This window comes from Streptosporangium sp. NPDC001559, from assembly GCF_042893955.1.
In the GTDB taxonomy this organism is placed as follows: Bacteria; Actinomycetota; Actinomycetes; order Streptosporangiales; family Streptosporangiaceae; genus Streptosporangium.
Genome location: NZ_JBIAVG010000007.1, coordinates 118,574 through 138,436 on the forward strand (window position 1 = coordinate 118,574; position 19,863 = coordinate 138,436).

Here is a 19,863-nt window from a genome sequence, read left to right on the forward strand (position 1 = left end):
TGGAACCGCCGGAGCCGGTCCCGGTGTTGTGAGACGTCCGCGACCGCCTCGAACTCGTCTGGTTGATGAGGTTGTGGCGGTAACGGCGGAAGGTCCCGACGGAGGTCGCCCTGCCGACATCCGGAGCCGGCGGGGTGCCCTCCGCGGTGTGCCCGGCCAGTCTCTGTCCAATATGTTAACCGTGATTCCCGTTTCTTTCAGAGAGGTACGTACGTGGCCGAGTCCGACGAGCTGGAATCCCTCATCTCGCAGGGGCGCAAGCATGGGGTGCGCAAGCGGGTCATCCTGCTGCAGGCGGCCCGGCTCTTCGTGGAGCGCGGTTACGCCGACACCGGGATCGACGACATCGGGGCCGCGGTGGGCATCTCCGGACCCGCGGTCTACCGGCACTTCCCCGGCAAGCAGGCCATCCTCCTCGCCCTGATCGAGTTGTCGCTGGAACGCCTTCAGGAGGGGACGCAAGCCGCGCTGGCCGGCCGGGACAGGGACCCGCAGGAGGCGCTGATCGCCCTGGTGGACTGGTTCTCCCGGTCGTCCGTCGAGAACCGGAGCCTGACTCTGATCATGCAGGCCGAGCTGCTGTGGCTGCCGGAGCAGGATCGGCGGCGGCTCAACCGCCAGATGCGGCAGATACGCGAGGAGTGGGTCGGGCTGCTGATCGAGGTACGGCCGGAGCTGTCGGACCTCGCGGCGCGGATCGCCGTCACCTCCGTCATGGGGATGGTGACCGCGGTGCTCGCCGCCCGGCTGAGCGACGACATCCGGGAGCTGGGCGTGCACCTGCGGGCCCAGATGCTCGCCGTCCTGCATGTGCCGGCTGGATTGTGACGGCTTCGGATCAAGCAAAAAGTTAACCTGTATATACTTTTTCTTGGGGGCGCTGTGGGAGCGGACTCGGCGCACGGTCCGTGAGCGCTCGTCCTCGTACGGGATGTCGTAGCGCCAGTCGTCGCCACTGGCGCGAGCCAGAACGAGGGGCAGAGCATGATGGAACGCATCGTCGAGGCCAACGGGATCCGGCTGTGGTGTGAGACGTTCGGTGACTCGGCCGACCCCGCGCTGCTGCTCGTGATGGGGCTCGGCGCCCGAGGCGCCACCTGGCCCGACGAGCTCTGCCGCCTTCTCCAGGAGGGAGGCCGGTACGTCATCCGCTACGACAACCGGGACACCGGGCTTTCCGGCCGCGTGGATTACGAGGCCAATCCGTACACCATGGTCGACCTCGCCCAGGACGCTGTCGGCCTGCTCGACGGCTTGGGCATCGCCACGGCGGACGTGGTCGGCGCGTCGATGGGCGGCATGATCGCCCAGGAGATCGCGCTCGAACACGCTGACCGGCTGCGCAGCCTGACGGTCATCATGTCGAGCGCCGAACCCCTCGACCCCGCGACCAACACCTTCCGGGGCACGGTACGCGATCCACGGCTGGCCGCCTGGGACGCCGAACAGATCGCCAATCCGCCCAGCACCCGGGAGGAGCACGTCGAGTCGCATCTCAAACTGGCACGCATTCTCGCCGGACGGTTGACGGCGTTCGACGAGGCGGCCACGCGCGCGATCATCGAGCGGGAGATCGAGAACGCCACCGATGCGGGCCACGCCTCGAAGAACCACATCCTCGCGGCCTTCGCCTCCCGCGACCGTTCCGGGCTCGTCGGCTCGATCACCGCTCCGACTCTGGTGATTCACGGCTCGGACGATCCCATGGCGCCCTTCGCCCACGGCCAGGCCCTGGCGGCGGCGATTCCCGGCAGCGAGTTCCTGCCCATCGAGGGAATGGGGCACGGGTTCCCGCCGCCGGTGATTCCTCGGATCTCCGCCGCGATCCTCCGGCACACCGGGCGATAGCCGACAACCGTCGATCGCGGGGAGCCGCCCGCGCGGCCGTCGAGGCCGGAGTGCCCGCCTCGACCCGCCGGGCGTGCGCCGCCGACTGGCAAGGGTTCACCGCCTGGTGTGCGAACGCGGGGGCGTTGCCGGCGATCGCGCAGACCGTCACCCCGTCGGCGAACGATGACGTTGACGGCGTCGGCCCACCCGGACCTGCCTGCGGCGCACACCCTCGGCAACCGCTCCGGCAAGCGACCCGGCGGCCGGTGCGCGCCTCGAACCGGGCCGCGCAGCGCCTGTCAGGTCACCAGGCCCCGGCGGTAGGCGTAGACCACCGCCTGCACGCGATCGCGCAGATCGAGCTTGGTGAGAATGCGTGACACGTACGTCTTGACGGTCTCCTGGCTGATCACCAGCGCGGCGGCGATCTCGCCGTTGGACAGGCCATCGGCGATCAAACGCAGTACCTCCAGCTCACGCGGAGTCAACGGGACATCGTTCTCCGTGCCTCTGACGGGACGGATGCGCGCCGCGTACCTGCCGACGAGCTGCCGCGTCACCTCCGGCGCCAGCAGAGCCGCACCCGTCGCGACGGTGCGGATACCGTGCAGCAACTGCGCCGGCGGAGCGTCCTTCAGCAGGAACCCGCTTGCCCCTGCCCGCAACGCCTCATAGACGTACTCGTCCAGGTTGAACGTCGTCACCACGAGCACCTTGACGGGATCGGCCACCCCCGCGCCGGCCAACCTGCGAGTCGCCTCGATACCGTCCAGCACCGGCATCCGCACGTCCATCACCACGACGTCCGGACTCAGCCGCCGGGCCAGATCGACCCCGGTACGGCCGTCGCCGCACTCGCCCACCACCTCAAGGTCGGGCTGAGCATCGATGATCGTCGCGAAACCGGTGCGGATCAGCGCCTGGTCGTCGCAGACCAGCACGCGAAGCGGCGCAGTCACGACGGGCGCCCCGCCGGAATGCGGGCCCGCACCACGAAGCCGCCACCCGTCCGCCGGCCCGCACTGAACTCACCGCCCAAGGCGTTGACCCGCTCGCGGAGCCCGGCCAGACCCCGCCCGCTACCACCGGGGGAACCGGCCCGCGAACCCGAACCGTCGGTGCCCACCTCCACGCCGATCTCCTTCTCCCCGTAGCGCACGACAACCACGGTATGGCTGCCGTAGGCGTATTTGAGCGCGTTCGTCAGGGCCTCCTGCACGACCCTATAGGCCACAAACTCGGCACTACCCGCCGGTTCCGCCGCACTGCCCTCCTCGGTGAACTCCACCGGCTGCCCGGCCTGACGGGTCTGCTCCACGAGCGTGTCCAGCTCACCCGCGGAAGGCACCCCGACCTCACTGTCGTGATCGGCCTTGAGCAGGTCGAGCATGTGGCGCAGATCGGAGATGGCCCGCCGACCGGTGTCGGTGACGGTGCCCAGCGCCGCGTCAAGGCGGTCGGGGGCCGCGGTCAGATAACGCGCGGCCTCGGCCTGTACGACCATCGCCGTCACATGGTGCGTCACCACGTCGTGGAGTTCGCGGGCGATCCGCGTGCGCTCGGCGGCACGGGTGGCCTCGGCGGCATGGCGTCGGCGTTCGGCCTCGGCCGCGCGAGTCGAGCGCAACCACGCCCCCGTACCCCACGCCAGCGTCAGCGCCAGGTAGAACGCCACATAACCCTCCACCCTTTCGGTTCCGCCCAACCGGTCCAGCACCAGCGCGAGCGCAACATAGGCCAGGGAGAGCACGACTACCGTGACGCGCCGGTACCGTTCCATGTACGCGCCCGCGCTGATGAGCGCGATGGGCATCGCGTTGCTCGCGAACAGGTGGTAGGCGCGCACCTGGTCGAGGACGAAGCCGAGCGACACCAGAACCAGGCACATCGCCGGCCACCGTCGACGCACGGCGAGCGCGAGGCACTGCAGGGCGATCGCCACCAAGGCCGGCGCGTCGAAAGGGCCCATCGGCAGATCACCGACCTGCGTCCCCTTGCCGTGCAGGGCCGGTAGTAGCGATGCGACGGCGAACAGCAGCCCGAACACCGAATCCCGGATCACGACGTCGCACCGCCGCCACAGCTCCATGACCCGCCGCAGATCGATCACCGTGCGAGCGTAGCGTCCGCGCCGCGCCGGAACGGGACCACGTTTCCGCGCCGACGGGCCAGCCGCATGAACACGACCATCAGCAGCAGGCCGGCCACCACCGCGAACACGCTCGCCTCCGGACCGAACGCGCCGCCCGTCAGCGCAGCGGGGCCCGACGTCACGCCGCGCAACAACCCCTGCGCCACGCCGTTGCCCGACACCTCGGTGCCGAAGATGCCGGCCGCCGCGAAGTTCCAACCGAAGTGCACACCGATCGGCACCCACAGAGTGCGCGTGGCGGCGTAGGCCGCGGCGAGCATGCCGCCCGCCTCGATCGCGATGGCGATCGCACCCCACAGGTTGGCATGCGGGTTCACCAGGTGCAGCAGGCCGAACAGCAGGCCGGTCAGCACCAGCGCCAGCCACGTACCGATGCGTTCCTCGACGATCCTGAACAGGATGCCGCGAAACATCACCTCCTCGCTCACCGCGGCGAGGGCCATGACGCCCAGCAGCCCGACCGCGGCCGCCGGCGAGCCCAGACCGCCGATCCGGTAGCCGCCCACGACGGCGATGATCACGATGACCGCCGCGAACAGCGCGACACCGATCAGCGTCCCCCGCGCGACGGCGCCGGCGGCTCCCTGCGTCGCCACCTCAACCGGTGCGCGGCGTTCGGACCACCGCACCGTCCGTGCGTAGACGAACACGGCGAGTACGGCCACCGCAACGCCGAAGAGCAGGGTGAGAAGTGGACTGCCCTGCACCACGCCCATGATCGCATTACCGCCGAAGACGACCACCGCGACCGGCACCAACTGTTTCAACAACCGCATGACGACTCCCTCACGTGCGGGTCACACGGCGGGACTCCGCCGCTACACCGGGAAACGCTAGGCATCCGGCGCGCCGGAATCGTCCCCACCAGGTGGACAATCACCGGTAGCTCGCATGGGGGACAACGACAGCACACGAGATCGGCCGGACATCCCTCGGCGGCCTCCGACGCCGACGACCGACATGCGATGGTTGGCGCGCCGTCGCGGGCACCTCATACGGGCTCTGGTTCGCTTTCGGTGATCGGTGACTCAGGGCGATGTAGGACCCGCGCGGTTGTTGAGGTGATCGTTCGGATCACTGATGGAGCCGGTGCAAGCCAAGGGGAGCCGGTGGAGGCAGGGGCTCAGTCCGGTCGGCACGGAAGGATTGGAGGAGGTAGCCGACCAAGCGCCGAGACGCGACCAGCGACTCCTCCAGTGATTCCGCGACCACGCCACCGTTGGCCAGGAGTAGCAACGTGACATCGGACTCGTCGAAGTCCGCGCGGAGCTGCCCTGCCGCCTTGGCCCGCCGTACCAGCTCGGCGAGCCGGTCCTCGGCACGGACTCGCATGTGGTCGTAGTCGATCGCATCCGGGAAGCGCGACAGAAACGCGGCGGTGAAGCCCCGGTCGGTGGCCTGCATGGAGCAGACCTTCTCGATGAAGGCGCAGAATCCGTGCCAGGCGTCGGGATCGGCGAGCGCCTCGTCCAGCGCGGCGACGCAGGCGGCCAGCTGCTCGGAGAAGGCCTCGGTGACGAGCGCGGCGCGGGTGGGAAAGCGGCGGTAGAGCGTGGCCACACCCACGCCTGCGCGACGGGCGATCGCCGTGAGCGGGACGTCGATCCCTCCGGCCGTGAACGCCTCGCGGGCGGCCTCGAGGATGCGGTCGCGGTTGTGCGCCGCGTCGGCACGTAGCCCCGGCTTCCGATAGGGCTGAGTAGGCATGTCTCTCACTTTAGTGTAAGTGGAAGGAGTCGTCCGGTTACGGCGTTAGCGTGGCTGAACACCGGTTCGCGACCCGAAGGAGATCCGTGAACAAGATGCGCGCCGCCCTCTACGACAGCTACGGTCCGCCGGAGGTGCTCTACGAGGGCAGGGTGCCAGTACCGGAGATCACACCCGGCCGGGTGCTGGTCCGTGTGCACGCCACCACCGTCAACGGCGGCGAGCTGTCCGGCAGGGCCGGAAAGTTGCGCCTGGTGACAGGATTCCGCTTTCCTCAGCGCGTGGGCATCGACTACGCGGGCGAGATCGCCGCGGTCGGGCCCGGGGTGAAGGGGTGGCGAGAAGGGGACCGGGTGTGGGGATTCATGGGGCGCTCGTTCGGCAGCGCCGCGGAGTACGTCGCGGTCCGCCCCCGCCAGTTCTCGCTCGCTCCCCGCAACCTCACACCGGTGGAGGCGGTCTCGCTGCTGGCGGGTGGGACGACCTCGATCACCGGTCTGCGTGACAAGGCCCGGCTCTCGCCCGGCGAGCGCCTGCTGGTGCGGGGCGCGAGCGGAGGCGTCGGCAGTGTCGCGGTCCAGATCGGCAAACTGTACGGCGCGCATGTCACGGCACTCGCGGGCGCGGCCAACCTTGACTTCGTCCGCGACCTGGGCGCCGACGAGGTCTTCGACTACCGGACGACTCAGCCGTCCGCGTTGGGTGGCTACGACGTCGTCCTGGACACGGTCGGCACTCAGCACTCCGCCTTCCGGCGACTGCTGGCTCCGGGCGGGCGCATGGTGGCGGTCTCCTTCGACCTCGACCACCTGCCGGCCAGTCTCGGATACATCGTGGGCTCAGCCGTTCACGGAAGCCGAAGGGTGCGTTTCTTCAGCGGCAACCCCCGCCACGAGCTGTTCGCCGAGCTGGCCCGTCACGCGGAAAACGGTGATGTCCGCCCGGTCGTGGACACCGTCCACTCCTTGGCGGACATCGCCAACGCGCACCGCGCCCTGGAGGCCGGAGGCGTGCGCGGCAAGCATGTCATCCAGCTCGGATGAATCCGCGCCTGCCACTGACGTTCTCGGTTGCGGCTCAGCAGGGGACGCTCTGTCGCGTGTAGGCGAGCAGGGGCCCAGCCGGCCGATGACGCGGCAGACGGTCGCCGCGGAGATCCCGAGCAGCGGGGCGAGCCGACGCATGGTGAGGTGGTGGACGGCTACCAGGAGCACGCGCTCGGCCAGGGGCAGACGCCAGGGCCGTCCGCCTCGCTCCACCACCACCAGCGGCGGTCGGTCAAAGCGGCTCATCCGTAGTCCGGTGAAGGTCTCCACCCATAAAGGACCAGCGCGTAACACCCCGCCCGTGCAAGGAAGATGCCCAACCACACGCTTCTGCAACAAGCTTCAGGACCTGTCAAAGCAGGTGAGCCAGTCGTTGATGGCGGCGATCTGAATGACGGCCTCATGGCGAACGGCGAGCTTGTCGTACCTGGGAGCGACGGCGCGGTGGCGCTTGAGCCGGTTGATGCCGCACTCCACGGCATGCCGGTCGCGGTGGCCGGCCCGATCGAAAGCCGGGGGCGACGCCGATCGTGGACAGTGCCGTGACCACACGCTCCGGCGACGTGGCCACGAACTGCGCGGCGTCGGCCTGTACGGCGATGGCGGTGACGTGGTGGGTCACCACGTCGTGCGGCTCCCGCGCGATGCGCGCCCGCTCCGCGGCGGCCGAGGCCACGACGGCGCCGACGCGCCTGAACCGCTCCTGGCGCGCGCCCACCGAGTACAGCGCGATGTCCACCGTCAGGTGCCGAACCGCATCGGGCAGCCGAGCGTCTCGTGGATCACGGAAGCCGTGCCGCTGACCGCCAGACACACGGCGGGCCATCGGGTAGCACGGCCAGAGGCGCCGTCTGGGCCAGGATCAGGACGATCTGGAACGCGTCGGCCATGCGTCGACAGGTCGCCGAACTGGACGCTCGTGATCGGCAACGCCGGGCCGTCCAGGGCGAGGTCTGTGGGGTGTCGGGAGACCTCGTTTGCCGACAGGCGGGGGTCGGCTGTCCCGGCGCCTGAGCGCGGGGGCCGTCAGGCGGGGATGGTAGGGGCCGCGTTCGTCGCAAATCCGGCGTGCGCCGAGGTCTGTGGGGCGTGAGGGCGGGGCGGCGTTCCGACCGGTCCCTGGGGCTTCAGGTGGTCGGGCGCTTGGCACGGGCGGTGAGGCGTTCCCAGTTGCGGTGGCCGATCCGGCCCCACGCCGGGCGCGGCCGTCCACAGCCGCCTGACCAGCCCTATCAGCCCCTTCTGGCGTACTCGGTCTGTCCCCGTGGCGGTTCGGCCGTGCGGCGGCCGTGGCCGGGGTCATTCCGGAGGGCGACGATCACCTCGACGACGGCCGCATGCCGCGACCTGGCCTTTTTGCGTCAGACAGAAAGTCTGATGGATTTATTGCGCTCCACGAAATTTGCATCCACGATGGTCTCCACGTCACACGCAACGTGTGACGTGGAGCACGAAAGGGCATGCGATTCGTGGACATTGACCTCGAGGAGCTTGCAGCGATCATCGAGCTGCTCGACAAGACCGAGTTCACCCAGTTCCGGTTCGAGAAGGGCGACCTGCGGATCGCGGTCAGCCGGGGCGGCGCGCCGCTCGACCCTGCTGCCCAGGCGACACCCCCGGCGTCGGCCGTCGCGACGGTCCCGGTGAGTGCCCAGGCCCCGACGCCGTCCACCGTACGGCAGGCCGTACCCATGGCGAGCGCGGCGGACTTCGACGAGAGCCGGCTTTCAGCCGATGAGGTCGTCGTGCGGGCCCCGCTGCTCGGCACCCTCTACCGCTCCCCGAAGCCGGGGGAGCCGCCGTTCGTCGAGGTCGGTGACAAGGTGGAGCCGGACTCGGCGCTGTGCATCGTCGAGGTCATGAAGCTGATGAACTCCGTGACCGCAGGCGTGGCCGGTGAGATCTCCCAGGTGCTCGCCTCCGACGCCGAGCTGGTGGAGTTCGGCCAGCCGCTCTTCGTGATCCGGCGGCTGCCGTGACCCACCGGATCTTCATCGCCAACCGAGGCGAGATCGCCGTCCGCATCATCGAGGCGTGCGACCGGCTTGGGTTCGAGACGGTGCTCGGCGTCTCGCAGGCCGACACGGCGACGCTGGGCGCCCGGCGGGCGACGCGGTCCGTCGTTCTCGGCGGCCCGCAGTCCCGCGACAGTTACCTTTCCGTGGCCGGTGTGGTCCACGCGGCGGTCGCGACGGGTTGCACGGCGCTCCACCCCGGCTACGGCTTCCTCTCCGAGCGTGTGGAGCTCGCCCGGGCCTGCGCCGACAACGGCATCGTCTTCATCGGTCCCTCTCCCGAGGCGCTTGAGGCGCTGGGCGACAAGCTGAGTGCTCGCGCCATGGCGACCCGCCTCGGCGTTCCGGTCTCGCCGGGCGGCACCGCCTCCTCGCTGGAGGAGGTGGAGCGACTCGGCGCCGAGGTCGGCTTCCCGATCCTGGTCAAGGCGGCACACGGTGGCGGCGGTCGCGGGATGAAGCTGGTCACCACGCCCGAGGATCTAGCCGAGGCGTGGTCGCTGGCCTCGTCGGAGGCCGAGGCCGCCTTCGGTGACGGCACCGTCTTCCTGGAGCACTACGTCGCCGACGCCAAGCACGTCGAGGTCCAGATCCTGGGCGACCGGCACGGTCACCGGATCCACCTGGGGGAGCGGGAGTGCTCGGTGCAGTACCGGTACCAGAAGGTCGTGGAGGAGTCGCCCTGCGTCGTCCTCGACCAGCCGACCCGTGACGTGCTCACCACCAGCGCACTCGCGATAGCCCGCGAGCTGGACTACGTCGGCCTGGGCACCGTGGAGTTCCTGTACGACGTGGCGCGTCGCGAGGTCGCCTTCCTTGAGGTCAACCCGCGCCTCCAGGTCGAGCACCCGGTCACGGAGCAGGTGACCGGCGTCGACCTCGTCCGTGAGCAGATCCTGGTCGCACTCGGCGAGCCGCTCTCGATCTCCCAGGACGACGTCGCGGTCACGGGCCACGCCATCGAGTGCCGCATCACCGCGCAGGATCCCGCCCGCGGACTGCTGCCCAGCCCTGGCCCGGTCGAGCACTGGCGACCGCCCGTAGGCGGCGGCATCCGCCTGGACTCCCACATCTACCAGGGCTACGACTTCCCGCCCTACTACGACGCCCTGATGGCGAAGCTGGTCGTCTGGGGCAGCGACCGTGACGCGGCCCGGACACGCATGGAGCAGGCGCTGGCCGGCTTCGAGATCGGTGGTCTGACGACCTCCCGTGAACTGCTCGCCCGGATCGTCGCCCACCCCGACTTCGCCGACGACTCGGTCACCACGCACTGGCTTGCCGACACGATCCTCACCAGGGAGCTCGCATGACCGCCGTGAGCCTCGTCGACGTCACCATCCGCGACGGCAACCAGAGCCTGTGGGGGGCGGTCGGCATCACCCGGCGCATGGTCGAGGGCATGGCCCCCGACCTCGACAAGGTCGGCTACCGGGCGATCGAGCTGGCCAGCAGCACGCTGCTCGCCACATCGGTGCGCTTCCACAAGGAGGATCCCTGGGAGACGCTGCGGGCCGCCAAGCGGCTGATGCCCAGCACGCCGCTGGCGTTCCTGACCACCGGGAAGCGGTTCATCACCTTCTATCGCACCCCCGAGTCCCTCTTCGAGCTCGCCTTCACCCTGCTGGTCCGCAACGGCGTCAGCCGGCTGTGGGTGGTCGACCCCATGCATGACATGGAGGGCGCCAAGCGGATGGCCGAGATGGCCAAGCGAGTCGGGTTCACCGACGTGGTCGCCGGGATCTGCTACACGACCAGCCCGGTCCACACCGACGACTACTACGCCGCCAAGATCGCCGAGCTCGACGAGTGCGCCGCGATCGACAGCGTCTATCTGAAGGACCCCGCCGGCCTGCTCACTCCCGAGCGGCTGCGATCACTCGTGCCACGTCTGCAGTCGACCCTGCGCCGGCTGCGTCTGGACGAGATCCACAGCCACGCCACCACGGGCCTCTCGCCGCTGACCCTGCTCGCGGCCGCCGACCTGGGTATGACCAAGCTGCACTGCGCCCTGCCGCCGCTGGCCAACGGCACGTCCCACCCGGCCGGTCCGCGCCTGGTCCACAACCTGCGTGCCCGCGGGCACCAGGTCGACGTCGACGTCGAGGCGATGCGGCGGGCCTCGGCGTACCTGCAGAGACAGGCGAGGATCAAGCGCCTTCCGGTCGGTGCGCCGCTGGAGTACGACGAGGCGTACCACCGCCACACCATCCCCGGCGGTGTCCAGTCGACGTTGGCCCGCCAGCTGCGTGAGCTGGGTCGTCCAGAGCTGTTCGACGCCGTCATCGAGGAGTCGGTCAACGTGCGCCGCGACCTGGGCTGGCCGATCGTGATGACCCCGTTCGCTCAGTACATCGTCACGCAGGCGACGCTGAACGTGATCACCGGCGAGCGGTACAGGCAGCTCAGCGACGAGGTCGTCGATCTGCTGCGCGGCGACTTCGGGCCGCTGCCGGGCGAGGTAGACCAGGACCTCCTCGACAGGGCCATGTCCACCCGGCGTGGCCGGCTCCCCGCGTCCGACGGCACGGAGGAGGTGACCGTCGCCGACCTGCGGAGCCGCTTCGGCGCGAACCTCACCGAGGAGGAGCTGCTGCTTCGGGCGGTCATGCCCGGCGAACAGGTCGACGCGATGGCCGCCGCGAGACAGGACTCGCCGGTCGCCACCCTCAAGGGGCTGCTGCGGGCCGCCGAGAAGCGCCCCGGCCTGAGCGTCTCAGTCAGCAGCGGCACCACGAAGTTCACCATCGAGCGAGCGACGGAGGCGGTCTCATGACCTCGCTGGAGTCGATCCGGGGCTGGGTTCTGGACGTCGACGGCTGCCTGGTCCGGACCAGTCGCGCCGGAGGGCGCGGTGGCACCGCGATCCCCGGGGCGGCGCAGTTCCTGACGGCGATCAAGGCCGCCGGGCACCGGGTGATCGTGTGCACCAACGCCTCGGAGAAGGCCCCCGGCGTGTACGCCGACCACCTGCGTGACATCGGCCTGCCGGTCGAGGACGAGGCGTTCGTGACCGCGGGCAGCGCGACCGCCGAGCATGTCCACGCCTACCACCCTGGTGCCCGCGTCCTCGCCGTCGGTGACGACGGCATCACGGTGCCGCTGCGTGACCTCGGCGTCACGCCGGTTTCGGCGTCCGGCACTGTACTTGCCGACGTGGTCGTGGTCGGTGCCGCCCCGTCGTACACCGCTGCCGACCTCAGCGCCGCCGCCCTCGCGGTCGACGCGGGCGCGGCGTTCTACACCACCGTCGAAACCCCCTGGTTCCACGGCGGACTCGGCCGGTCGCTGGCCGTATCGGGAGCGATCGCGGCGAGCATCACCTGGGCCACCGGCCGTCCCCCGACGGTGGGCGGCAAGCCGTCCGCCGTCCTGGCCGAGTCGCTGCTGCGGCAGCTGGGGCTACCGCCCGAGCAGATCGCGGTCGTCGGCGACTCGCCCGCCGAGGTCGGGCTCGCCCGCCACATGGGAGCGCTGTCGGTGATGGTGCTCAGCGGCGCCGTCACACCCACCGCACTCGCCGGCATGACCGGAGGCGAACGGCCCGACGTCGTCTTCGACGACGTCGGGGACCTGCACCGCCATCTCGGACCTTCCCATCACGAATCGCAGCAAGGAGTCGTCTCATGAGTGGAGAGGTTTCGCGCTTCCCCTTCTTCCACGAGGCCCCGGCACCGGAGGGGGCCGAGGGCTGGGAGTCGATGTACCCCTACTACTTGCTTCCCCGCGAGGAGACCCGCGCCTGGGAGGACTCCATCCTCTGGTTCGCCGACACGATGCACTGGTCACGCGGAGTCCACCCGTTCGACAGCATCGGCGCCGAGGCGGTCTACCTCGGCGCGGGCCAGAACAGCACCCGCATCTTCGTGCTGCCCACCTCGCTCGGCCTCGACGTCCGCGTGCAGAACGGCTACGTCTACATCGCCGGCATCCCGGTCACCGACCCCGCCGAGATCGCGCGGCGCGCGGCGCTGTTCCAGGAGCGGGCCGGCTTCTACTACGCCAACTGGGACGAGCTCTACGCCAAGTGGAAGACCAAGGTGACCGAGGCGGTCGCCGGCATGAAGACGATCAGTTTCCCGCCGCTGGGCGAGCTGGACCCGATCGAGGTCGTCACCGAGGCCCGCGGCCGTTCGACCTCGTGGGACATCATCGCCAACTACCACCGGCTCATCGATGAGTTCTTCCTGGTCTGGCAGTACCACTTCGAGTTCCTCAACCTCGGCTACGGCGGCTACATCGTCTTCTTCCAGTTCTGCAAGCAGGCCTTCCCGCAAATCACCGAGCAGGAGGTCGCCCGCCTGGTCGCCGGCGTCGACGTACTCGCCTTCCGGCCGGACGACGAGCTGCGCAAGCTCGCCCAGATGGCCGCCGACCTCGACCTGGTCGGCGTACTCTCCGGCACAGGACCGGCGGCGGACAAGTTCTCCGCCCTCGCCGGGAGCGAGAACGGCCAGGTGTGGCTCAAGGCCTACCAGGCCGCCCAGAACCCGTGGTTCAACTACTTCGCGGAGTACGGCTTCACCCACGACCAGGACACGTGGAACTCCAACCCTGAAATCCCGCTGCAGGGCATCGTGCGATATGCCGCCCGGATCCAGGCCGGCGAGGACATCGCCCGTCCGGTCGAGCGGCTCTCCCGTGAGCGCGACGAGATCGTCGCCGAGTACCGCAACCTGCTCAGCCCCGAGGAACAGGCCCAGTTCGACGAGCTACTCGGCCTGGCCCGCAAGGTGTTCCCCTTCATCGAGGAGCACAACATCTACGTCGAGCACTGGACCCACACCGTCTTCTGGGAGAAGGTGTGGGAGCTCGGTGACTTCCTCGTCTCGGTCGGCTTCGCCGCCGAGCGCGACGACGTCTTCTACCTCAACCGCTTCGAACTCGACGAGGCCCTTGCCGACATCGTGCAGTCGTGGGCGATCGGGGTGGAGATCCGCGGCAGGAAGAAGTGGGCCGACATCATCGCCCGGCGCCGCCCGATCGTCGCCGCTCTCCAGGCCCACAGCGCCCCGCCGGCATACGGCATCCCACCGGAGGAGGTCACCGACCCGTTCGCGGTCATGAACTACGGCGTGACCACCGACCGGATCAAGGAGTGGCTGGGCGCGTCAAGCGGGTCCAGTTCGACCCTGACCGGCATCCCCGGTGGCCCCGGCGTCGTTGAGGGCCAGGTCCGAGTGCTGCGCACCGAGAGGGATCTCGCGCTGCTGCAGCCAGGCGAGATCCTGGTCGCCGCGATCACCGCCCCGTCGTGGGCCGCCGCCTTCTCGGTGGCCACCGGGGTCGTGACCGACATCGGAGGCATGATGAGCCACGCCGCCATCGTCTGCCGCGAGTACGGCATCCCGGCCGTGGTCGGCACGGGCTTCGCCACCGCGAACCTCAAGACCGGCCAGCGCGTCCGCGTCGACGGCAACGCCGGCACCGTGACGGTGCTGGAGGACGTCCGATGAGCGCGCCCGTCATGACCCGCGGCACCTTTATCCTGCCGTTCTCCGATGAGGGCCGTCCCGATGCCCGCGAGGTCGGCGGCAAAGGCAAGGGCCTGGCGGAGATGACCCAGGCGGGGCTGCCGGTCCCGCCCGGGTTCACGGTCGCCGCCGGCGCCTACCGGGAGTTCCTGGCCGCCGGCAACCTGCGGGAGAGGCTCGCCGCCCTGGTCGCGGAGGTCGACCTGCGCGACGCCGCCTCAGTGGAGCGGGTCTCCGGTGAGCTGGAGGATCTACTCGCCGCCCAGCCGCTGCCCGACCGCCTCTCGGGCGAGGTCGCGACGGCCTACAGCGCCCTCTGTGACCAGGTCGGCGTGCCCGACCTGGCGGTCGCCGTACGCTCCAGCGCCACCGCCGAGGACTCCGCCGCCGACAGCTTCGCCGGTGAGTTCGAGACCTGGGTCGACATCACCGGTGTCGACGACGTCCTGGCCCACGTTCACCGGTGCTACACCAGCGTGTACGCGGGCCGCGTGCTGCACTACGCACTCGAACGCGGCATCGACCTGGCCGGTGTCGAGATGGCCGTGGTCGTCCAGAAGGTGGTCCGTGCCCGGGCCGCCGGCGTGATGTTCACCCTCGATCCGATCACGGGCGACCGCTCCCGCATCGTGCTGGAGTCCAGCTGGGGCCTGGGCCTGGCCGTCGTCGGCGGCGAGGTCACCCCCGACCGCTTCATCGTCAGCAAGGTCGGCCTCAGCCTGCAGGACAAGGTGCTCGGTACCAAGCATGTGGAGTACCGCAACGGTGCCGGCGCGGTCCCGGTCGAGGAGTCGCGCCAACAGGAGTTCTGCCTGCGCGACGAGGAGGCGCTCGCCCTCGCGGCGCTGGCCAAGACCGTCGAGAAGGCGCACCACACCCCGCAGGACATCGAGTTCGCCGTCGACGAGGACCTCCCCGAAGGGGAGAACCTGCTGCTCCTGCAGTGCCGCCCCGAGACGGTGTGGAGCGGCAGGCAGCGCGCCCCGAAGTTCGAACAGGGGGCAGGCCTGATGTCCTGGATCACCGGCAGCATCAGCTCGGTTTCCGCCGCGCGCTCCACCGGCTCCTCGGCCGCGCCGGGGCAGGCACCTGAGGAGGTTGGCCATGACCACGGCTGAGGACGCGACGCTCGCGCACCCGGCCCGGCCCGGGCTGCTCTCCCAGCCGCCCGCCGATATCCGTGAATACTCCCAGATCGGCCACTACCTCGGCTGGCTCGAGCGTGAGCGTGGGCTCACCTTCGCGACGTACGACGAGCTGTGGAAGTGGTCGGTGACCGACCTTGAGGCGTTCTGGGTCAGCATCTGGGACTACTTCGAGGTCACCTCGCACACGCCGTACGAGCAGGTGCTCTCCTCCCGAAAGATGCCGGGCGCCAAGTGGTTCGAGGGCGCCACCCTCAACCTGGCCGAGCACATGCTGCGCCACCGCGACCTCGACGACCAGGTGGCGGTCATCGCCGTCTCCCAGACCCGCGCCGACATGGAGCTCACCTTCGGCCAGGTACGCGAGCAGGTGCAACGAGCCCAGGCCGGCCTGAAGGCGCTCGGCGTCCGGCGTGGCGACCGGGTCGCGGCGTACCTGCCCAACATCCCGGAGACGATGATCGCCTACCTGGCCACCATCAGCCTGGGCGCGATCTGGGCCAGCTGCGCTCCCGAGTTCGGCGCCACCGGGGTACTGGACCGGTTCGGACAGATCGAGCCGAAGGTGCTCCTCGTCGTCGACGGCTACATGTACGGCGACAAGCGTGTCGAGCGGGTCGCCGAGGCGCAGGCGATCCGCGCCGGGCTGCCCTCGGTCGAGCACGTCGTGCACGTGCCCTACCTTGACCAGGCGATCGAGGACGTGGTGACCTGGGAGGAGTTGCTCAGCCGGCCGGTCGATCCGTCGAAGCCGATGACCTTCGAGGCGGTCCCGTTCGACCACCCGGTCTCAGTGCTGTTCACCTCCGGCACGACCGGCCGGCCCAAGCCGATCGTGCACGGCCACGGCGGCCTGTTGCTGGAGCACCTGAAGAACCACGCTCTGCACTGGGACCTCGGCACCGCCGACCGGCTGCTGTGGTTCACGACGACTGCGTGGATGATGTGGAACGCGCTCGTCTCAACGCTGCTGGTGCGCGCCGGCATCGTGATGATCGACGGCAACGTCGCCTACCCCGATGTGACCATGCAGTGGCGGCTGGCCGAGCGGACACGGTCGACCGTGATGGGCGTCAGCGCCGGCCTGCTCATGCAGTGCCGCCGCGAGAGCCGGCACCCGGCCAAGGAGTTCAACCTTGGCGCACTCCACCAGCTCGGCGTCGTCGGCAGCCCGCTGCCGCCGGAGGGATACCAGTACGTGCACGAGCAGTTCGGCGACGGCGTACTCCTCAACGTCGGCAGCGGCGGCACCGACGTCTGCTCCGGGATCGTGCAGGGCAACCCGCTCGATCCGGTCTGGCTCGGGGAGATGTCGGGCCGCAGCCTCGGGGTGAAGGCCTACGCGTTCGACGAGCACGGAAAGCCGGTCGTGGGTGAGCTCGGCGAGTTGGTCATCACCGCGCCGATGCCGTCGATGCCGGTCGGCTTCTGGGGCGACGCCGACGGCAGCGGCTACCGTGCGGCGTACTTCGACGTCTATCCCGGCGTGTGGCGCCACGGCGACTGGATCCGCTTCAGCGAGACCGGCAGCTGCGTCATCACCGGCCGCTCCGACGCGACCCTGAACCGCGGGGGAGTACGCCTCGGGACGGCGGAGTACTACCGGGTCGTGGAGGGGATGCCCGAAATCGCCGACAGCCTGGTCGTGCACCTGGAGGACTCCGACGGCGGCGTGGGCGAGCTGATCCTGTTCGTCACCCTCGCTCCCGGAGCCGTCCTCGACGACGCGCTCCTGGGACGCATCCGCAGCGCGATCCGCACGCAGCTCTCGCCGCGGCACACCCCCGACGAGGTCGTGGCGACCCCGGCCATCCCGCACACCCGGACCGGCAAGAAGCTGGAGCTGCCGATCAAGCGGATCCTGAGCGGCACCCCGGTCGAGGCGGTGCTCGATCCCGACGCCGTCGACGACGCCGGCGCGCTGACGTTCTTCGCAACGATGGGGGCAGGCCGGTGACCAGGTACAAGCCACGCATCGACGTCGACGCCATCACGGCACTCGACATCCACACCCACATCGAGACTGACGGCCACGGCCACTTCGCCCTCGACCAGGAACTGCTGGACGCCTCCGCCAAGTATTTCCGCGGCGACCAGGAGCGCACCCCGACGCTGGAGCGGATCGCGGCCATCTACCGCGAGCGCCAGATGGCCGCGGTCGTCTTCACCGTCGACGCCGGCACCTTCCTCGGCCGGCCTGCCCTGTCCAGCGAGGAGATCGCCGAGGCCTGTACCGACCACGCCGACGTACTCATCCCCTTCGGTTCCGTCGACCCCAACCACGGGACCGAGGCGGTGAAGAGGGCACGGCGCCTAGCCGAGAAGTACGGCGTGCGGGGGTTCAAGTTCCACCCCAGCCTGCAGGCCTTCGACCCGTCCAGCCGGGCCCACTATCCGCTGTGGGAGGCGCTTGAGGAGCTCGGCGTCATCGCCCTGTTCCACACCGGCCAGACCGGCATCGGCGCGGGCCTGCCCGGGGGAAGGGGCATCAAGCTCCGTTACTCCGATCCGATGCTGGTCGACGACGTCGCCGCCGACTTCCCGCGGCTCGACATCGTGCTCGCGCACCCCTCGGTTCCCTGGGTCGACTCGTCCATCTCGATGGCCACGCACAAGGGCAACGTCTACCTCGACCTGTCTGGCTGGTCGCCGAAGTACTTCCCGCCGCAGCTGGTCCGGCAGGCGAAAACGCTGCTGCAGGACAAGGTGCTCTTCGGCTCCGACCTGCCGGTGCTCATGCCCGACCGGTGGCTGTCAGACTTCGAGAAGCTGGAGATCCCCGAGCCGGTTCGGCGCAAAATCCTCAAGGAGAACGCCGTGCGGCTCCTCAAGCTCGGAGGACGCGATGAGTGAGCCGTCTGGCGCGCCGCCGATCGAGTCGGTCGATCGCGCGCTGCAATTACTGACCGTCCTCCATGACGGCACCGAACTCAGCGCCACTGACGCCGCCCAGCGGCTGGGCGTCGCCGCGTCCACCGCCTACCGCCTGCTCTCGTCCCTGGTGTATCGCGGCTACGCGGTCCAAGGACGAGACCGTCGCTACCGCCTCGGGCCCGCCCTCGTACCCGCGTCGGCACGAGCCCTGACGGCCGGTGGCCTGCGGGCCCTGGCGCACTCCTCCCTTGAGACGCTGTATGAGCGGACGAGTGAGACAGTCCAGCTCATGGTGCTCGAACGGCGCAGCATCCGCTTCGTCGACGGCATCGAGAGCGAGCTTCCACTGCGTGTCGGCGTCCGGACCGGGGAAAAGATGCCCGCCCACTGCTCGGCCGGCGGCAAGGCCATCCTCGCGGCGATGAGCAACGCCGACCTCGATCGTCTCTACCAGACGGGCCTGCCACCGTGGCCCACGGCCAAACTGACCGACCTGGGCGCGCTGAAGCGGCAACTGGCCCAAGTACGGCAACAGGGCTACGGCCGCAACCAGGAGGAGACCGAACAAGGGGTGAGCGGCATCGGGATGGCCATCAACGGTGTGCTCGGACAACCCGTCGCCGCGATCACCGTCGCCATCCCCTCCGCCCGCTTCACCCGCGACCACATCGACGAATGTCTCGCTGCGCTCAGCGACGCCGCCGCCGAAACCGCCGACCGGCTGCGCGGCGCCGTCGCGGTCGCCGACGCGGGCGCCGCGAAGCTCCCTGCTGAATCGCCGCCGGACACCGTGGTAGCGGTACACGAAACGAACCCTGAACACACGACCACCGCGAGCGTGACACGCGTCGCGTGCCGGATGGAAGGCAACGGATGATCCTCGAAGGCAAGAGAGCGCTCGTCACAGGAGCGGGTCGTGGGATCGGACGTGCGATCGCCATGGCCTATGCGGCGGAAGGAGCCCGGGTGGCCGTCGCCGACATCGACGATCCGGCCGGCGAGGAGACCGCCGAACTGATCAGAGATCTTGGTGGCGAGGCGTTCTTCGTCCACACCGACGTCACCGCCGAGCCGGACCAGACGGCCCTGGTGAACTCGGTCGTCTCCACCTGGGGCGGCCTGGACATCGCCTGCAACAACGCGGGGATCGCGCCGCCGATGACGCCGCTGGCGGAGACCACGCCCGAGCTCTGGCACCGCGTGATCAACGTCGACCTGACCGGGGTCTTCCTCGGCGTCATCCATCAGATCCCCGCGATGCTCGCCGGCGGCGGTGGGACGATCGTCAACATCGGAAGCATTCTCAGCAAAGTGGCTTTCCCCGGCTTGACCCCTTACACGGCCGCCAAACACGGCGTGGACGGCATCACCAAGCAGATCGCCCTTGAGTACGCCGCCAGGGGGATCCGCGCCGTCACCGTCGGCCCCGCCTTTATCCGTACCGGCCTGGAGGCCGCTCTCGAACCCGAGGTGCGGGCGAACCTCGATGCCCAGCAGCCGGTCGGGCGCATGGGTGACCCGGACGAGGTCGCAAAGGCTGCGGCGTTCCTCGCCAGCGACGGCGCATCCTTCATCAACGGCGCCTACGTCGCCGTGGACGGGGCCTTCCTGACGCGGTAG

General features: G+C 69.6%; 18 protein-coding genes. 13 read left to right on the top strand and 5 right to left on the bottom strand.

Annotation, left to right across the window (positions count from 1 at the left end; genetic code table 11):
• Nucleotides 1-213: 213 nt before the first annotated feature.
• Together ACFYY8_RS17515 and ACFYY8_RS17520 are read left to right on the top strand one after the other, a co-directional pair.
• Complete coding sequence (locus ACFYY8_RS17515; protein ID WP_390041863.1) at nt 214-828, top strand: TetR/AcrR family transcriptional regulator; 615 nt, start codon at nt 214-216, stop codon at nt 826-828.
• 156 nt (nt 829-984) lie between these two features.
• A complete protein-coding gene (locus ACFYY8_RS17520; RefSeq protein ID WP_390041865.1) occupies nt 985-1,848 on the top strand; it encodes an alpha/beta fold hydrolase in 864 nt (287 codons plus the stop codon).
• A 281-nt stretch (nt 1,849-2,129) separates the two neighbouring features.
• On the opposite strand, the gene ACFYY8_RS17525 is transcribed toward ACFYY8_RS17520, so the two are convergent.
• The 4 genes from ACFYY8_RS17525 to ACFYY8_RS17540 form a co-directional block, all read right to left on the bottom strand.
• The gene (locus ACFYY8_RS17525; protein ID WP_390041867.1) at nt 2,130-2,789 is read right to left on the bottom strand and encodes a response regulator; all 660 of its coding nucleotides are present in this window, start codon (nt 2,787-2,789) and stop codon (nt 2,130-2,132) included.
• The gene (locus ACFYY8_RS17530; RefSeq protein ID WP_390041869.1) at nt 2,786-3,940 is read right to left on the bottom strand and encodes a sensor histidine kinase; all 1,155 of its coding nucleotides are present in this window, start codon (nt 3,938-3,940) and stop codon (nt 2,786-2,788) included. The genes ACFYY8_RS17525 and ACFYY8_RS17530 overlap by 4 nt, the downstream gene beginning before the upstream one ends.
• Nucleotides 3,937-4,758, bottom strand: a complete 822-nt coding sequence (locus ACFYY8_RS17535) for a CPBP family intramembrane glutamic endopeptidase (RefSeq protein ID WP_390041871.1) — start codon at nt 4,756-4,758, stop codon at nt 3,937-3,939. Before ACFYY8_RS17535 ends, ACFYY8_RS17530 begins: the two co-directional genes overlap by 4 nt.
• Nucleotides 4,759-5,056: 298 nt before the next feature.
• On the bottom strand, nt 5,057-5,689 hold the full coding sequence (locus ACFYY8_RS17540) for a TetR/AcrR family transcriptional regulator (RefSeq protein WP_390041873.1): 633 nt from the start codon (nt 5,687-5,689) through the stop codon (nt 5,057-5,059).
• A gap of 95 nt (nt 5,690-5,784) precedes the next feature.
• Between ACFYY8_RS17540 and ACFYY8_RS17545 the strand changes: the two genes are divergently transcribed.
• A complete protein-coding gene (locus ACFYY8_RS17545) occupies nt 5,785-6,732 on the top strand; it encodes an NAD(P)-dependent alcohol dehydrogenase (RefSeq protein ID WP_390042418.1) in 948 nt (315 codons plus the stop codon).
• A gap of 403 nt (nt 6,733-7,135) precedes the next feature.
• On the opposite strand, the gene ACFYY8_RS17550 is transcribed toward ACFYY8_RS17545, so the two are convergent.
• Nucleotides 7,136-7,474 carry a histidine kinase gene (locus tag ACFYY8_RS17550; RefSeq protein WP_390041875.1) on the bottom strand — a complete coding sequence of 113 codons (339 nt, stop codon included), beginning with the start codon at nt 7,472-7,474 and terminating at the stop codon, nt 7,136-7,138.
• Nucleotides 7,475-8,204: 730 nt separating this feature from the next.
• Here ACFYY8_RS17550 and accB point away from each other — a divergent pair.
• Genes accB through ACFYY8_RS17600 form a run of 10 tightly spaced genes read left to right on the top strand, consistent with a single transcriptional unit; the run spans nt 8,205 to nt 19,863 of the window.
• Nucleotides 8,205-8,714 carry an acetyl-CoA carboxylase biotin carboxyl carrier protein gene (gene accB / locus ACFYY8_RS17555; protein ID WP_390041877.1) on the top strand — a complete coding sequence of 170 codons (510 nt, stop codon included), beginning with the start codon at nt 8,205-8,207 and terminating at the stop codon, nt 8,712-8,714.
• Nucleotides 8,711-10,063 (top strand): acetyl/propionyl/methylcrotonyl-CoA carboxylase subunit alpha, encoded by a 1,353-nt coding sequence (locus ACFYY8_RS17560; protein ID WP_390041879.1) that lies wholly within the window; start codon nt 8,711-8,713, stop codon nt 10,061-10,063. The genes accB and ACFYY8_RS17560 overlap by 4 nt, the downstream gene beginning before the upstream one ends.
• On the top strand, nt 10,060-11,526 hold the full coding sequence (locus ACFYY8_RS17565) for a hypothetical protein (protein WP_390041881.1): 1,467 nt from the start codon (nt 10,060-10,062) through the stop codon (nt 11,524-11,526). Before ACFYY8_RS17560 ends, ACFYY8_RS17565 begins: the two co-directional genes overlap by 4 nt.
• Nucleotides 11,523-12,380 carry an HAD-IIA family hydrolase gene (locus tag ACFYY8_RS17570; protein ID WP_390041883.1) on the top strand — a complete coding sequence of 286 codons (858 nt, stop codon included), beginning with the start codon at nt 11,523-11,525 and terminating at the stop codon, nt 12,378-12,380. The genes ACFYY8_RS17565 and ACFYY8_RS17570 overlap by 4 nt, the downstream gene beginning before the upstream one ends.
• Entirely contained in the window at nt 12,377-14,206 is a 1,830-nt protein-coding gene (locus ACFYY8_RS17575) for a PEP-utilizing enzyme (protein ID WP_390041885.1), read from the top strand. The genes ACFYY8_RS17570 and ACFYY8_RS17575 overlap by 4 nt, the downstream gene beginning before the upstream one ends.
• Nucleotides 14,203-15,342 carry a PEP/pyruvate-binding domain-containing protein gene (locus ACFYY8_RS17580; RefSeq protein ID WP_390041887.1) on the top strand — a complete coding sequence of 380 codons (1,140 nt, stop codon included), beginning with the start codon at nt 14,203-14,205 and terminating at the stop codon, nt 15,340-15,342. The genes ACFYY8_RS17575 and ACFYY8_RS17580 overlap by 4 nt, the downstream gene beginning before the upstream one ends.
• Nucleotides 15,329-17,326: an acetoacetate--CoA ligase gene (locus tag ACFYY8_RS17585; protein WP_390041889.1), complete on the top strand. Its 1,998-nt coding sequence runs from the start codon at nt 15,329-15,331 to the stop codon at nt 17,324-17,326. Before ACFYY8_RS17580 ends, ACFYY8_RS17585 begins: the two co-directional genes overlap by 14 nt.
• A complete protein-coding gene (locus tag ACFYY8_RS17590; protein WP_390041891.1) occupies nt 17,323-18,222 on the top strand; it encodes an amidohydrolase family protein in 900 nt (299 codons plus the stop codon). The genes ACFYY8_RS17585 and ACFYY8_RS17590 overlap by 4 nt, the downstream gene beginning before the upstream one ends.
• Nucleotides 18,215-19,120, top strand: a complete 906-nt coding sequence (locus ACFYY8_RS17595; protein ID WP_390041893.1) for an IclR family transcriptional regulator — start codon at nt 18,215-18,217, stop codon at nt 19,118-19,120. The genes ACFYY8_RS17590 and ACFYY8_RS17595 overlap by 8 nt, the downstream gene beginning before the upstream one ends.
• A complete protein-coding gene (locus tag ACFYY8_RS17600) occupies nt 19,117-19,863 on the top strand; it encodes an SDR family NAD(P)-dependent oxidoreductase (protein WP_390041895.1) in 747 nt (248 codons plus the stop codon). Before ACFYY8_RS17595 ends, ACFYY8_RS17600 begins: the two co-directional genes overlap by 4 nt.